We start from the raw sequence: 14,307 nt of genomic DNA, 5'->3' as shown, positions 1-14,307 counted from the left end.
TGACGCTACATAACACTCCACAGTCAGTCACTGCAATGGCGCTTGCGAGTCAGCGGGGTTCGCGGTAGATAGGGTTAAGATGCCGAAATGAAAAACGGCCCAGAGCGCACCACCGCTCTGAGCCGTCTATCTATCGGTCCGAAGCTGCCTTAGGTTTCCCCGGGGCCGCTGACAAAGGCTGCGGATACAGCCAAAGTCTGGATCGCTATGACGTGGCCAGATTAGGTGAATTTGTCCGTAGAATCAAGGGGATTTACCTTGATGCGAAAGACAAACGATGTCGCAATTACTGCAAACCAAGACCGCTCAAATTCAATGCGTTAACAAGTCGGATCGTTACAATCCGCACGAGCGCATTACTCATGTTGGCGGAAATTCTGGCGGCGGGTGGCGTATCACCCAAACGGACGCCATCGGCATGATCGAGCGTGGCGAATGGAAGTTCTACGTCTCGGTGGCTGGTGAAAGCGTCTGGGTAATCGTGGCGGTAAGCCGCTACGGTAATAAATATCTGAAGACCCAGGCCGACGGCGAACAGCCGGACAATCTGCTGAGCTTGCCGGAATGTAAGTAGCGTGAAGGCGTGCGTGGCGGCTTCGTCGCCACGCATGTTGCTACCGATGGTCGGACCCTACCCCTTCGGCGTCACCCGGATCGTCACCGGGTCCGGCGTGCCGTTTCCGCCCCGGCAGGCCGCCAACTTGAAGCTCAGGTCCATGCAGACCCAGACCTCGGTCAGGCGGTTGTCCTTGTTGACCCGCACGTTCAGCCCGTCGGCCGTCATGCCGCGATTGCGCTTGAGGAAGGCGGCCCGGACCTCGCCGGCGGTCATGGTCCCGTTCGGGCCGGGCTTGAGGTCCGGCACGTTCAGGCGCTCGCGCACCTCGCGGGCCTTCTTGAAATAGGCCTCGGGCGTGTCCCACTGGCAGGTGCCATGGGCCTGCCACTCGTGCTGCAGCAGCCAGGGCGAAGGGGTCATGCACAGATTGGCCATCACCGTGGCGGCGCTGATCGGCGGGCTGGGCTTGCAGTAGCGCGGGTGGACCTTGTCCGGACCGTTCGGCCACAGGCCGTGCACCGTGAAGCCGAAGCTGTTGTTGCGGCACTGGATGGTCTTGTCCGACTCCGGGATGCCCGCCCGGCAGGATTCCGGCGACCAGAACAGGGCCAGCAGGTAGGCGGCGGTCGGCACGTCGGTGTGGATCTGGTCGGCGGGCGGGACCTCGGCCGGGGCCGGGATCACGCTGGGCGGGACCGCGCAGGCCTTGAGGCTGGACGCCGCCTGGGCGGCGCCGGCCAGGGCCAGGGCGGCAAGGGCCGCCACGATTGCGGTGATCTTCGACGGCATCGGCCAACCCTTGCTTCCGCTCATCCCGGCGAAGGCCGGGACCCAAGCTGAGCCCGTCATTTACGCTCGGAGCCTGAAACGGCCAAGTCCGCTTGGGTCCCGGCGTTCGCCGGGATGAGCGGAGTTAGAATTACCGCCGCGCCTCGGTCGCCATCCGCACCGCCAGCCCGCCCAGCACCGAGGCCATCAACCAGCGCTGGACCAGGGCGAAGCTGGGGCGCGCAGCCAGGAAGCTGGCGATCGTGCCGGCGGCCAGGCAGATGCAGCCGTTGACGGTCAGGCTGATGACGATCTGGCTGCCGCCCAGGGCCAGGGACTGGCCGAGAACCGCGCCGCGATGCGGGTCGATGAACTGCGGCAGCAGCGACAGGTACAGCATCGCCGCCTTGGGATTCAGCAGGTTGGTCAGGAAGCCCATGCTGATCAGCCGGGCCGGGCTGTCCTTGGGCAGCTCGCGCACCTGGAACGGCGAGGCGCCGCCGGGCCGGATCGCCTGCCAGGCCAGCCAGGCCAGGTAGAGCGCGCCGCCGAACCGCAGGACGTCGTAGGCGATCGGGGCGGCCATCAGCAGGGCGGTGATGCCCAGGGCCGCGCAGACCAGATAGACCACGAAGCCCGCGGCGGTGCCGGCCAGCGACACGATCCCGGCCCAGCGGCCCTGGCTGATCGAGCGGCTGACCAGATAGAGCATGTTCGGCCCCGGGGTCAGGGCCATGCCCAGACAGACGAGACAGAAGGCGATCCAGGTCTTGGCTTCGGGCATGGGCGAACTCCGCTGCAAAGGATGGGCGCCCAGGCGAACGGCTCATGACGTCCGCGCTCCCTCAGGGTGCTCCCTGCGATCGCCAGTCACGCGGACGAGCGCTCGATACACCGGTTCGCGGTGAAGGTTTAGCCGAAAGCGGGAGGTCGCGCCGGTGAACACTTGCCCCCACCTGGCGGCTTCGCCGCCTGTCCGCCCCCAGAGGGGGCGGAGCGCTCACACCGGATGGCTCTTCCCCCTCTGGGGGAAGACGACCGCGCAGCGGTCCGTAGGGGGCAAGGGCGGTTCGGCCTGCGTGAATTTCTGAGAATGATTATCATTGCAAGCTTGCAACGCCCCAGCTAAGAACGCCTCGCAATTACGAAGAAGGGCCGCGCTTCGCTGACGGCCTTGCTGGGGTTCCATATGCAAAAGCTTTCCAAGCCCGCCGTCGCCGGCGTCCGCAGCCAGGCGCGCCGCGCCCTCGGAGCCGCCGCTGTCGCCGGCGTGGCCGGCCTGGCCCTGGGGCCCGCCGCGTTCGCCGCCGCCGCGCCCGACGCCGACGCCGCCCCGCTGGCCACGGCGCCGGCCGACTCCGTCGCGGACAACCAGGTTTCCGGCGTCCAGGTCGACGGGGCCCGCAAGACCCCGACCGTCGACTCGCCCAAGCTGACCGCCTCGCTGGTCGACACCCCCAAGGCGATCACTGTGATTCCCGAGCGGATCATCCGGCAGACCGCCGCCACCTCGCTGCAGGACATCCTGCGCACCTCGCCGGGCATCACCTTCGGAGCGGGCGAGGGCGGCCAGCCCCTGGCCGACCGGCCGTTCATCCGCGGCCAGGCCTCGGGCAACAACGTCTTCGTCGACGGAATCCGCGACAGTGGCGGCCAGACGCGCGAGGTGTTCAACCTCGAACAGGTCGAGGTCGTGAAGGGCCCCGACAGCGCCTATAGCGGCCGCGGTTCGGGCGGCGGCAGCATCAACCTGACCTCCAAGACCCCCAAGGCTGACGACTTCGCCACCGGTTCGGTGGGCGTCGGGACGGACGAATATGTCCGCGCCACGGTCGACCTGAACCACAAGATCAACGACAGCGTCGCGGTGCGCCTGAACCTGCTGGGCACGCAGGGCAATACGCCGGGCCGCAAGGCGGTGGACTTCGACCGCTGGGGGATCGCGCCGTCGATCGCCTTCGGCCTGAACGGCCCGACCCAGGTGGTGGCCAGCTACTACCACCTCGACGGGAACAACATGCCCGACTACGGGATCCCGCTGTTCACCAAGGTCCCGGGCGTGGCCCGCGACGCCTCGGGCGTGCTGCAGGTGGATCGCGACACCTTCTACGGCCTCAAGGACCGCGACTACCAGAAGACCAAGGCCGACATCGGCACGGTGTCGGTCAATCACCAGATCAACGACAACCTCGGCGTCCGCCAGGTGCTGCGCTATTCCAAGACCCTGAACGACTACATCCTGACCAATCCCGGCGACGCCGGCCCGGCCCAGCTGATCGACGGCGTCTGGTGGATGAAGCGCGGGACCAAGACCCGCTGGAACCCGACCACCACGATCGCGGCGGTGACCGACCTGCACGGCCAGTTCGCCACCGGCGCGATCGAGCACAGCTTCGACCTGGGCCTGGAGCTGAGCCGCGAGAAGAACCTCAACGCCACCTATTCGACCTTCACCACCGCGGGCTCGGCCTGCCCCGCCGGCTATGTCTACGCGGCCAGCGGCGCGGTGACGACCAGGGAGACCCTCGGCGCCGGCGACTGCACCAACGTCTTCGCGCCGAACGCCGACGATCCCTGGACCGGGATCGTCAATCGCGGTCCGGCCAACTACAACATCACCAAGACCGCGGCGGTCTACGGCTTCGACACGATCAAGTTCGGCAACAAGTGGCTGCTGAACCTCGGCGTTCGCCGCGACAACTACCAGACCTCCGGCTACGACTACACGACCACCAACGCCAACGGCGTGTTCAGGGTCACCGCCATCGCGGCGCGCCAGGGCGAGTGGAACTTCACCAACTACCAGGCCGGCCTGGTCTACAAGCCGACCGAGAGCTCCAGCCTCTATGTCTCCTACGGCACCGCCTCGACCCCGCCCGGCGTGTCGGGCGGCGACCAGAACACCAACGCCAGCGTCGGCACGGGCACCTTGCTGACCACCACCCTGGAGCCCGAAGAGAGCAAGAGCTTCGAGCTGGGGGCCAAGGCCAACGTCTTCAACGACACGCTGGCCCTGTCGGCGGCCCTGTTCAAGACCACCCGCGAGAACGCCCAGATTCAGATCGACGCCGGCATCTACGCCCAGGTCGGCGAGGTCGAGGTCAAGGGCTTCGAGCTGGGCGTCTCGGGCAACCTCACGCCGCGCTGGCAGGCGTTCGGCGGCTACACCTACATGGACAGCGAACTGGTCCGGGGCGCCTATAACGGCGTCAACCAGGGCGATCCCCTGGCCAACACCCCCAAGCACACCTTCAGCCTGTTCTCGACCTATCGCGTCGTGCGCGGCCTGTCGCTGGGCGGCGGCGCCTACTACGTCTCCAAGAGCTTCGGCGGCAACCAGGGCGGGGCCGGTGGCGGGACCAACCGCGTCTATGCGCCGGACTATTGGCGCTTCGACGCCTTCGCCAGCTACGTGGTCAACGACCGCGTCGACCTGCAGCTCAACGTCCAGAACGTCGGCGACGAGCGCTACATCGCCAAGACCAACGGCGTGCACCACGCCGACCCGGGCCCCGGTCGCCAGGCGATCCTGACCTTGAACGTCAAGTACTGATCCTCTTCCTCCCCGGAGTTGATCGTCTCTGACGTCCAAGCCTCGCCCGGGAGCGGCCCCTCCCGGGTGAGGGCATCTTTCTGCTAGGAGTCGGGTCATGATGATCCAGATCCCCGACGTCCTGACGCCCGACGAGGTCGCCCACTGCCGGGCCGTGCTGGACGCGGCCGCGTGGATCGACGGCAACGCCACCTCGGGCTTCCAGGCGGCGATGGCCAAGACCAACCTGCAGCTGCCGCAGGACGGGGCGGCGGCCCGCGAGGTCGGGGCGATCATCGTCCAGGCCCTGCAGGCCAACCCGCTGTTCGTCTCGGCCGCCCTGCCGCGCACGATCCTGCCGCCGCTGTTCAACCGCTACGGCGTCGGCATGGGCTTCGCCGACCATGTCGACAACGCCATCCGCCGCGACCCCTCGACCGGCCAGCCGCTGCGCACCGACCTGTCGATCACCGTCTTCCTGAGCGATCCCGAGGACTATGACGGCGGCGAGCTGGTGGTCGAGGACGCCTATGGCAGCCATCTGGTCAAGCTGGCGGCGGGGGCGGCGATCCTCTATCCGGCCTCCAGCCTGCACCACGTGACGCCGGTGACCCGCGGCGCGCGCACGGCCAGCTTCTTCTGGATCCAGAGCCTGGTGCGCGACGACGGCAAGCGCGCCCTGTTGCTGGACATGGACGTGGCGATCCAGCGCCTGGCGGGCGCGGTGGGGGCCACCGACCCGTCGGTGCTGTCGCTGACCGGGACCTATCACAATCTTTTGCGCATGTGGGCCGAGGTCTGACACGCGGCCAGCGAACAATGATCGCTGGCGCCAACCATAAGTTTACCCTTTCAGCTTCACCATCGGGGCTTCCATTCCTGGAGCCGCGATGCCCTCGCCCCCGAAGTCCGCACGGCTGAGCGACGCCGAGAGCGCGCGGTGGTTCTTCGACCACTCGCACGACCTGTTCGCCGTGGTGTCCCGCGGCCGGTTCGCCACGGTCAACGCGGCCTGGACCCGGGTGACCGGCTGGACCCGTCAGGAGCTGATCGGCCAGCCCGCCCTGCGCTTCGTGCACCCGGAGTCGCGGCAGGACTTCATCGAGACCGAAACCCTGATCCGCGCCACGGGCGAGGCCGTCAACCGTCTGAAGGTGACCTGCAAGGCCGGCGGCTGGGTGTGGCTGGAGGGCCAGTCGCGCCTGGGCCCGAACGGCGAGATGGTCGGCGCCTTCCGGGACGTCACCGCCGACATGGCCCGCCGGGCCGAGATCGCCGCCGCGCGCCAGACCCGTGAACTTCTGGCCTCCTCGGCGGGCATCGGCATGTGGAGCTACGAGCCGCACGAGCGGCGTATCGAGTGGTCGCGCGACCTGCTGGAGGCCACCGGCCTTGGGGCCGAGACCATCGCCCGCCCCGAGCCGTTCTACGACCGCCTGGACCCGGCCGAGCGCGAGGCGCTGATCGAGGCGTTCGAGCGCGCGGTACGCACCGGCGAGGGGGGCACGATCGAGCACCGGCTGCGCGGGGCCGGCGGCCAGTGGTTCACCTATCGCGCCACCTTCCGCACCGAGCCCCGCGCCGGCGGCCTGTTCGCCCTGAAGGGGATCTCGCAGAACGTCACCGAGGTGGCCCGGACCCGGGACGCGGCCGTCTGGGGCGAGCGCCAGGCCCGGAGGCTGGTCGAGGAGGCCCCGTTCGCCGTGGCGCTCTATGACCGCGACCTGCGCCTGCGGGTGGTCAGCCCGCGCTTCCTGGAGATCTTCCAGGCCACCGAAGAGCGGGTCATCGGCCGCAGCCTGCACGAGCTGACCTCCGGGTCGCGCAAGCGGTTCGTCCGGGCTGTCGAGCGGGCCCTGACCGGCCAGACGGTGGTGCGGCGCGAGGACCAGCTGCACGATGGGCTGGGCCGCAGCCACACCCTGCGCTGGGAGGCTCGCCCCTGGCGTGACGCCGACGGGGCGATCGCCGGCGTCATCACCTATATGGACGACGTCACGGCCCTGTCGGACGCCCGGCGCGAAGCCCGGGCCAACGCCCGGCGGCTGCGCGTGGCGCTGGGCGCGGCCCAGGCCGGCGTCTACGAGATCGACCACGCAGGCAAGGCCTTCTGGGGATCGCCCGAGTTCCACCGCATCCTGGGCCGCAAGGTCACCTATGAGGACGTGCGCAGCGCCGTCTGGCCGATGATCCACCCCGCCGACGTCGCGGCGGTCTACGCCGCCGCCGAGGCCCGCCGCCGCGCCGACAGCGGTGACCGCGAGTCGGGGGAGCGCTCGTTCGACGTGCGGGTGATGACGCCGGACGGCGACGGCAAGTGGATCCGCATCTTCCACGAGGTGCGCACCGACGCCGGCGGCCGCATCCGCAAGGCGTTCGGCCTGATCCTCGACATCGACGACAAGAAGCGGGCCGAACTGGCCCTGGTCGAGGCCGAGCGCGCCGCCCAGGCCGCCAACGACGCCAAGGCCCAGTTCCTGGCCAATATGAGCCACGAGATCCGTACGCCGATGAACGGGGTGCTGGGGGTCATGCACCTGCTCAAGCGCGAGAAGCTGCCGGGCGAGGCCGACCACCTGCTGGGCGAGGCCCTGGCCTGCGGGCGCATGCTGTCGACCTTGCTGGACGACGTGATCGACTTCTCGCGGATCGAGGCCGGGCGGCTGGACGTGACCCAGGAGCCGGTCGATCCCTGCGAACTGGCGATGGGCGTGGCGCGGCTGCTGCGGGCCCAGGCCGAGCACAAGGGGCTGGCGCTGAACGTCGACGCACCGGACATCGGCCTGGTCCTCACCGATCCAAGCCGGCTGCGCCAGGCGCTGTTCAACCTGGTGGGCAACGCCGTGAAGTTCACCTTGTCGGGCTCGGTGACCCTGAAGGTGCGGCGCCTGGAAGGCGGCGAGCCGCGGGTGGCCTTCGAGGTGATCGACACGGGCGTCGGCATCGCCGCCGAGGCCCAGGCGCGGCTGTTCGAGCGGTTCCAGCAGGCCGACGCCAGCACCACCCGCCGGTTCGGCGGCTCGGGCCTGGGCCTGGCCATCACCCGGCGGCTGGCCCAGATGATGGGCGGCGAGGTGGTGTTCACGTCGCGCGAGGGCGTCGGCTCGACCTTCCTGCTGACCATCGCCGCCCCGCCGGCCCAGGACCGCGCGGCCGAGGCCGAGATGGCCGACGGCCTGCTGCAGGGGCTGAAGATCCTGGTGGTCGAGGACAACGCCACCAACCGCCTGGTCGCCCGCCGCATTCTCGAGCAGCTGGGGGCCAGCGTCGAGACGGCCGAGGACGGGCTGGACGGGGTGACGACGGCGGCGCGGGGCTTCGACCTGATCCTGATGGACGTGCAGATGCCCGGCATCGACGGCCTGGAGGCCGCCCGCCGGATCCGCAGCCTGCCCGGCCCCGCCGCCAAGACGCCGATCATCGCCCTGACCGCCAATGTCCTGTCGCACCAGCGGGCGGCCTATCTGGCGGCCGGCATGGACGGCGTCGCCGCCAAGCCCATCGCCCCGGCCGCCCTGATCGGCGAGATCGTCCGGCTGGCCGGCGGCGAGGCGGAGACCGAGGCGGCGGTGGCCTGAGGACCCGATCCTCCCCCTCCGGGGCAGGTGGCCCGGAGGGCCGGAGGGGGTTTCACCCGCCGAGTCAGAAATCCCCCTCCGTCGCTCCGCGACACCTCCCCCGGAGGGGAGGATCTAGCTTTCCTCCTCGCCGAAAACCGCTAATGCTCCTGACGACGACACCGGGGGAAACCACGCATGACGGCCCAGGCTCAGGGTGAGGACCGCGCGTCGATGCGCACCGTGGTGGCGGCGTCGTCCGCGGGCACAGCCTTCGAATGGTACGACTTCTTCATCTTCGGCAGCCTGGCCCAGGTGATCTCCAAGACCTTCTTCACGGGTCTGTCCGAGACGGCCGGCTATGTGGCGGCCCTGGCCCTGTTCGGCGTCGGCTTCGCGTTCCGCCCGCTGGGCGCGCTGGTGTTCGGCAAGATCGGCGACCAGGCCGGGCGCAAGGGCGCGTTCCTGGCCACGGTGCTGCTGATGGGCGGGGCGACCTTCGCCATCGCCCTGCTGCCCACCTACCAGCAGGCGGGGATCGTCTCGCCGATCCTGCTGATCCTGATGCGCTGCGTGCAGGGCTTCGCCCTGGGCGGCGAATATGGCGGGGCGGCGATCTACGTGGCCGAGCATTCGCCGCCGGACCAGCGCGGCTGGTCGACCTCGTGGGTGCAGACCTCGGCGGCGTTCGGCCTGTTCGGCGCGCTGCTGGTGATCCTGGCGACGCGCTGGGCCTTGGGCCACGCGGCCGGACCCGGGGCGTTCGACGCCTGGGGCTGGCGCATCCCGTTCGCCGTCTCGATCGGCCTGCTGGGCGTGTCGGTGTGGATGCGGCTGAAGCTGACCGAAAGCCCGGCCTTCGCGCGGATGGAGGCCGAGGGCGCGGCCTCCAAGGCTCCCTACGCCGAGGCCTTCGGCCAGTGGAAGAACCTGAAGCTGGTGCTGCTGGCCTTCTTCGCCATGATGTCGGCCCAGGGGGCCGTCTGGTACACCAGCTTCTTCTACGTCCAGACCTTCATGGAGAAGTTCCTCAAGGTCGCGCCGGGAACGATCAACGGCCTGATGATGGCCGCCACCGCGGTCAGCGCGGTGTTCTACGTGGTGTTCGGCTGGCTGTCGGACCGCATCGGCCGCAAGCCGGTGATGCTGGGCGGCATGACGCTGGCCCTGCTGTTCTATTTCCCCGGCTTCCACCTGCTGGAGCGCGCCGCCAACCCGGCCCTGGCCGAGGCCACGGCCCGCGCCCCGGTCAGCGTCACCGCCGATCCCGCGGATTGCGCCCTGCAGTTCGACCCGGTGGGCAAGGCGGCCTTCGTCTCGTCCTGCGACATCGCCAAGAGCGCCCTGGCCAACGCCGGGATCTCCTACGCCAACCACCCCGGCCCCGCCGGCTCGGCCGCCGTGGTCCAGGTCGGCGAGGCGCGGATCGTGTCGAAGAGCGCCCAGGGCCTGCCGGCCAAGCAGGCCAAGGCGGTCAAGGCCGAGGGCGAGGCCGCGATCAAGGCGGCCCTGGCCAAGGCGGGCTACCCGGCCAAGGCCGATCCGGCGCGGATGAACGGGTGGGGCATGTTCGGCGTGCTGCTGGTCTTCGTGATCGCCGCCACCGCCCTGTTCGGCCCGCTGGCGTCCTGCCTGGTCGAGCTGTTCCCGACGCGGGTGCGCTACACCGCCCTGTCGCTGCCCTATCATATCGGCACGGGCTGGATCGGCGGCTTCGTGCCGTTCAGCGCCTTCGCCATCGTGGCCGCGGTGGGCAACATCTACGCCGGGCTCTGGTATCCGGTGGTCTTCACCCTGATCAGCGTGCTGACGACCCTGTTCCTGCTGCCCGAGACCAGGCACCGCAGCCTGGATTGACCTGCTGGGGACAGGCGCATGCGCCTGTCCCCAATTCCTGACGGGCTCAAAGCACCTCGACCGCCACCGACGCCGCCGCCAGGGCCTGGACGATGGCCGGATCGACCGGGGCCACGATCAGCCGCACGATCTGCTTGCCCTCCTGGGCCAGGGTCACCAGGGTTTCGGCGGAGACCTGAGAAGGGTCCAGCCGCTGGGCGTCGCGGCGGGCCAGGGTGACGATCTCGGGGTCGGCGCCGTCGTCGGCGACCAGCACGTCGGCCGCGCCCAGGGCCCGCAGGGCCCTCAGCGTCAACAGGTCCGACGGTCCCTTGCCGGCGATGAACCGCACCTTGCCGTCACCGGCGACGCCTTTGGCCAGCGCCTGGCGGAACAGCTCGGCCGCCCTGTCCATGTCGCCGGCCATGGCGGCCTGGGCGGCCTCGCCGGTCACGGCGTCGCGCAGGAAGGCCCGACGCTCGTGCAGGACGGGCAGGGCGGCGCGGACCTCGTCCTGGAACCGGCGCAGCAGGGCCGCCACCCGGCCCGCGCCTTCGGGGACCTGGGCCTCTATGTCGTTGCGCAGCTTGGTGGCCAGGGTCGGCGAGCCGCCGCCGGTGCCGACCGCCGCCACCACCTCGCCGCGGTCGATCACCGCCGGGGTGTTGAAGTCGCTCATGGCTGGCTTGTCGACCACGTTGACCAGCACCCGCGCCGCCCGCGCCGCGCTGGCCGCCGCCTGCAGGAACACCTCGTCGTCGCCGGCCACGAAGGCCAGCACCGCCCCCGCGTAGGTTCCCGGCAGGAAGGCCGCGTGGCCGTCCACCCGCACCACCGTGGCGGGCGAGCCGTCGAACAGCCGCGCCTTGTTGTCTGCGGCCTCGCCGCTGCCGGCGATCACGACCCTGCGGCCGGCCAGGGGGAAATAGGCGGGAAAGGAATCCAAGGGCGCGGGTCCTGAAGGCGGAAGCCGGTGAAGATCCCGGTCAGGCTAGCCTGGCTGACGCAAGATTTCACTGGCGGGATGGGGTCTGAGCAGTGTTAGGTTCGCGCAAACCGGGTCGTCAGGCCCCCCTTTTCGCTTGGGAGGCGAAAGCATGGCGTCGATGTTGGACATCAACGGCAAGACGGTCAGCGTGAAGGCGGCGCCGGAGACGCCGCTGCTGTGGGTCTTGCGCGACGAGCTGGGCCTGACCGGCACGAAGTTCGGCTGCGGCATGGCCCAGTGCGGGGCCTGCACGGTCCACGTCAACGGCGACCCGGTGCGGTCGTGCGTGACGCCGATCGCCGCCCTGGAAGGCGCCAAGATCGCCACGATCGAGAGCCTGGGCGGAGTCCACCCGGTGCAGCAGGCCTGGGTCAAGCACGACGTCCCGCAGTGCGGCTATTGCCAGTCGGGCCAGATCATGTCGGCCGCCGCCCTGCTGGCCCAGACCAAGGCGCCCAGCGACGAGGACATCGACAACGCCATGAGCGGTAACATCTGTCGCTGCGGGACCTACCAGCGCATCCGGGCCGCGATCAAGGAGGCCGCCGGCCTGACCGCGGCCCCGGTGGTCGCCGCGCCCGCCGCCAAGCCCGTGGCCTCGAACGACGTCGACGACGAGATCGCCGCCGCCTCGGGCTCGACCGGCCGGGGAGCAAGCCAATGAACGGGCCCTTCGAAAAGCTCCGTCGCCAGGACGGCGTCAGCCGCCGCGACGTGGTGGTCGGCGCGACCCTGGTCGGCGGCGCCCTGCTGGTCGGCTGCTCGCCGGCCGACCTGATGAGCATGGGCTCGAAGGTCGAGCCCGGCGCCTTCGGCCCGTTCATCCGGATCGACCCGGACGGGGCGGTGACGGTGCTGTCCAAGCACATCGAGTTCGGCCAGGGCAATCACGCGGGCCTGGCGGCGATCGTCGCCGAGGAGCTGGACGCCGACTGGAGCCGGGTCAAGGTGATCCACGCCCCGGCCAACGCCAAGCTCTACGGCAACGCCACGGCGGGCATCCAGCTGACCGGCGGCTCGTCGGCGATCTCCAATTCCTGGGAGCAGCTGCGCAAGGCCGGGGCTGGGGCGCGGGCGATGTTCGTGCAGGCGGCGGCCAGCCGCTGGAACGTCCCGGCCGGCGAGATCACCGTCAAGGACGGGGTCGTCAGCGGCGGCGGCAAGAGCGCCGGGTTCGGCGACCTGATCGCCGACGCCGCCAAGGTGACGCCGCCCGAGGCCCCGACCCTGAAGGATCCAAAGACCTTCAGCCTGATCGGCACGGACCGGGTGCGCCGCAAGGACAGCCTGGCCAAGAGCACCGGCGCGGCACGCTACACCCAGGACGTCCAGCTGCCCAACATGCTGGTGGCGGTGGTCGCGCATGCGCCGCGCTTCGGCGCGGTGGTGAAGGGCTTCAACGCCGACGACGCCAAGAAGACGCCCGGCGTGGTCGACGTCTTCGAGATCCCGACCGGGGTGGCGGTGGTCGCCGACACCACCTACGCCGCCCGCATGGGCCGCGAGGCGCTCAAGGTCGAGTGGGACGAGGGCAAGGCCGAGACCCGGAGCTCGTCGACCATCGCCCAGCAGTGGCGCGACATCGCCGCCGGCAAGGGACCTTCCGACCTGAAGTGGGAGGCGTTCGACTCGAGAGGCGACGCGGCGGCGGCTTCCGCCGGCAAGGGCGCTTCGGTGTTCGAGACCACCTACGACTTCCCCTACCTGGCCCATGCGACCATGGAGCCGATGAACTGCGTGGCGATCGTCGACGGAAGCAAGGTCAAGCTGATCCACGGTTCCCAGGCCCAGACCCTGGACCAGATGAACGCGGCCAAGATCGTCAAGACCCTGCCCGGCTCGGTCGAGGTCGAGACCCTGTTCGCCGGCGGTTCGTTCGGCCGGCGGGCCAACTTCCCGTCCGACTATGTGGCCGAGTGCGTGACCATCGCCCACAAGGTCGGAAAGGGCCGGCCGGTGAAGCTGGTCTGGACCCGCGAGGACGACATGCAGGCCGGCTTCTTCCGGCCGCTGGTCCATCACGCCGTGCGGGTGACGCTGGACAAGGACGGCTATCCGGCGACCTGGCGCCACCGGATCGTCACCCAGTCGATCATGAAGGGCTCGCCAATGCCGATGAAGGGGCCCGACCAGACCGCGATCGAGGGCACGGCCGGCTCGCCCTATCTGAAGGCCACGCCGGTCGTCGACGCCCAGCTGGCCCTGCCCGAGGGCGGCGTGCCGGTCCTGTGGTGGCGGTCGGTGGGCGCGACCCACACCGCTTTCGTCATGGAGCACACGATCGACCAGCTGGCGCTCAAGGCCGGCAAGGATCCCGTCGACTACCGCCGGACGCTCTACGCCAAGGCCGGGGCCCAGCGGCACCTGGCGGCCCTGAACCTGGCGGTCGAGAAGGCCGGCCCGGCGCCGGCCGCGGGCTTTACGCGCGGCGTGGCCGTCCATGAGAGCTTCGGCTCGGTGGTCGCCCAGGTGGCCGAGGTCAGGCTGGTGGACGGCCGCCCGCGGGTCGGCCGGGTGGTCACGGCCATCGACTGCGGCGTGGCGGTCTCGCCCGACCAGGTCGCGGCCCAGATGGAGGGCGGAACCTGTTTTGGCCTGTCGGCGGCGCTGTACGGCGAGATCACCCTGACGGACGGCAAGGTCGACCAGAGCAATTTCGACACCTACCGCGTGCTGCGGATGAACGAGGCGCCGACGGTCGAGACCTACATCGTGCCGTCGGGCAATCCGCCCAGCGGCGTGGGCGAGCCGGGCACGCCGGTCATCGCCCCGGCGGTGGCCAACGCGCTTCTGGCCCTGTCCCGGACGCCCACCACGCGCCTGCCGTTCGTCCGCGCCGGGGCCTGAACCTCGGGACCCAGCGACGGTGAAACCCGGACGGCTTAGCGAAATTCGATACGGTTTTGACGGGATGCGCCCTCTGGTGGCCTGATCAGTCAAGTCTTGCTGGACGTGAGGCGAGCCGCGAACCATTTTAGCGGCATGGTGGACTCCGGCGACAACCTGGGCTTCGAGCGGCTGACTCCCCGCGAGCGGGAGATCCTGCGGCTGATCGCCCAGCATCGGC

The 14,307-nt window shown here is 69.8% G+C and carries 10 protein-coding genes and 1 riboswitch; of the genes, 7 read left to right on the top strand and 3 right to left on the bottom strand.

The window, feature by feature from the left end; all coding sequences use genetic code 11:
- Positions 1-277: 277 nt before the first annotated feature.
- Positions 278-574 (top strand): DUF3892 domain-containing protein, encoded by a 297-nt coding sequence (locus EV278_RS14815; RefSeq protein WP_132092867.1) that lies wholly within the window; start codon positions 278-280, stop codon positions 572-574.
- A 57-nt stretch (positions 575-631) separates the two neighbouring features.
- Here EV278_RS14815 and EV278_RS14810 read toward each other — a convergent pair whose 3' ends face one another.
- Positions 632-1,348 (bottom strand): ribonuclease T, encoded by a 717-nt coding sequence (locus tag EV278_RS14810; RefSeq protein WP_132092864.1) that lies wholly within the window; start codon positions 1,346-1,348, stop codon positions 632-634.
- A 130-nt stretch (positions 1,349-1,478) separates the two neighbouring features.
- On the bottom strand, positions 1,479-2,111 hold the full coding sequence (locus tag EV278_RS14805; protein WP_132092861.1) for a LysE family translocator: 633 nt from the start codon (positions 2,109-2,111) through the stop codon (positions 1,479-1,481).
- Between the two features lie 20 nt (positions 2,112-2,131).
- Positions 2,132-2,211, bottom strand: a riboswitch (ZMP/ZTP riboswitch).
- Between the two features lie 305 nt (positions 2,212-2,516).
- Here EV278_RS14805 and EV278_RS14800 point away from each other — a divergent pair.
- The 4 genes from EV278_RS14800 (at position 2,517) to EV278_RS14785 (ending at position 10,273) form a co-directional block, all read left to right on the top strand.
- Entirely contained in the window at positions 2,517-4,880 is a 2,364-nt protein-coding gene (locus EV278_RS14800) for a TonB-dependent receptor (RefSeq protein ID WP_132092858.1), read from the top strand.
- A gap of 97 nt (positions 4,881-4,977) precedes the next feature.
- Positions 4,978-5,661 carry a Fe2+-dependent dioxygenase gene (locus EV278_RS14795; protein WP_132092855.1) on the top strand — a complete coding sequence of 228 codons (684 nt, stop codon included), beginning with the start codon at positions 4,978-4,980 and terminating at the stop codon, positions 5,659-5,661.
- Between the two features lie 88 nt (positions 5,662-5,749).
- Entirely contained in the window at positions 5,750-8,437 is a 2,688-nt protein-coding gene (locus tag EV278_RS14790) for a PAS domain S-box protein (protein WP_165916654.1), read from the top strand.
- A 177-nt stretch (positions 8,438-8,614) separates the two neighbouring features.
- The gene (locus EV278_RS14785) at positions 8,615-10,273 is read left to right on the top strand and encodes an MFS transporter (protein WP_132092852.1); all 1,659 of its coding nucleotides are present in this window, start codon (positions 8,615-8,617) and stop codon (positions 10,271-10,273) included.
- A 46-nt stretch (positions 10,274-10,319) separates the two neighbouring features.
- Here the strand turns inward: EV278_RS14785 and EV278_RS14780 are convergent, their stop codons facing one another.
- Positions 10,320-11,198: an NAD(P)-dependent oxidoreductase gene (locus EV278_RS14780; RefSeq protein ID WP_132092849.1), complete on the bottom strand. Its 879-nt coding sequence runs from the start codon at positions 11,196-11,198 to the stop codon at positions 10,320-10,322.
- A 151-nt stretch (positions 11,199-11,349) separates the two neighbouring features.
- Here EV278_RS14780 and EV278_RS14775 point away from each other — a divergent pair, with 151 nt between their 5' ends.
- On the top strand, positions 11,350-11,904 hold the full coding sequence (locus EV278_RS14775; RefSeq protein ID WP_132092846.1) for a (2Fe-2S)-binding protein: 555 nt from the start codon (positions 11,350-11,352) through the stop codon (positions 11,902-11,904).
- Positions 11,901-14,087, top strand: a complete 2,187-nt coding sequence (locus EV278_RS14770) for a xanthine dehydrogenase family protein molybdopterin-binding subunit (protein WP_132092843.1) — start codon at positions 11,901-11,903, stop codon at positions 14,085-14,087. Before EV278_RS14775 ends, EV278_RS14770 begins: the two co-directional genes overlap by 4 nt.
- Positions 14,088-14,307: the final 220 nt, after the last annotated feature.

It is taken from the genome of Caulobacter sp. BK020, assembly GCF_004342605.1.
Classification (GTDB): domain Bacteria; phylum Pseudomonadota; class Alphaproteobacteria; order Caulobacterales; family Caulobacteraceae; genus Caulobacter.
Note: the sequence above shows the minus strand (reverse complement) of the source record. Positions and strands in the feature narration are given on the sequence as shown.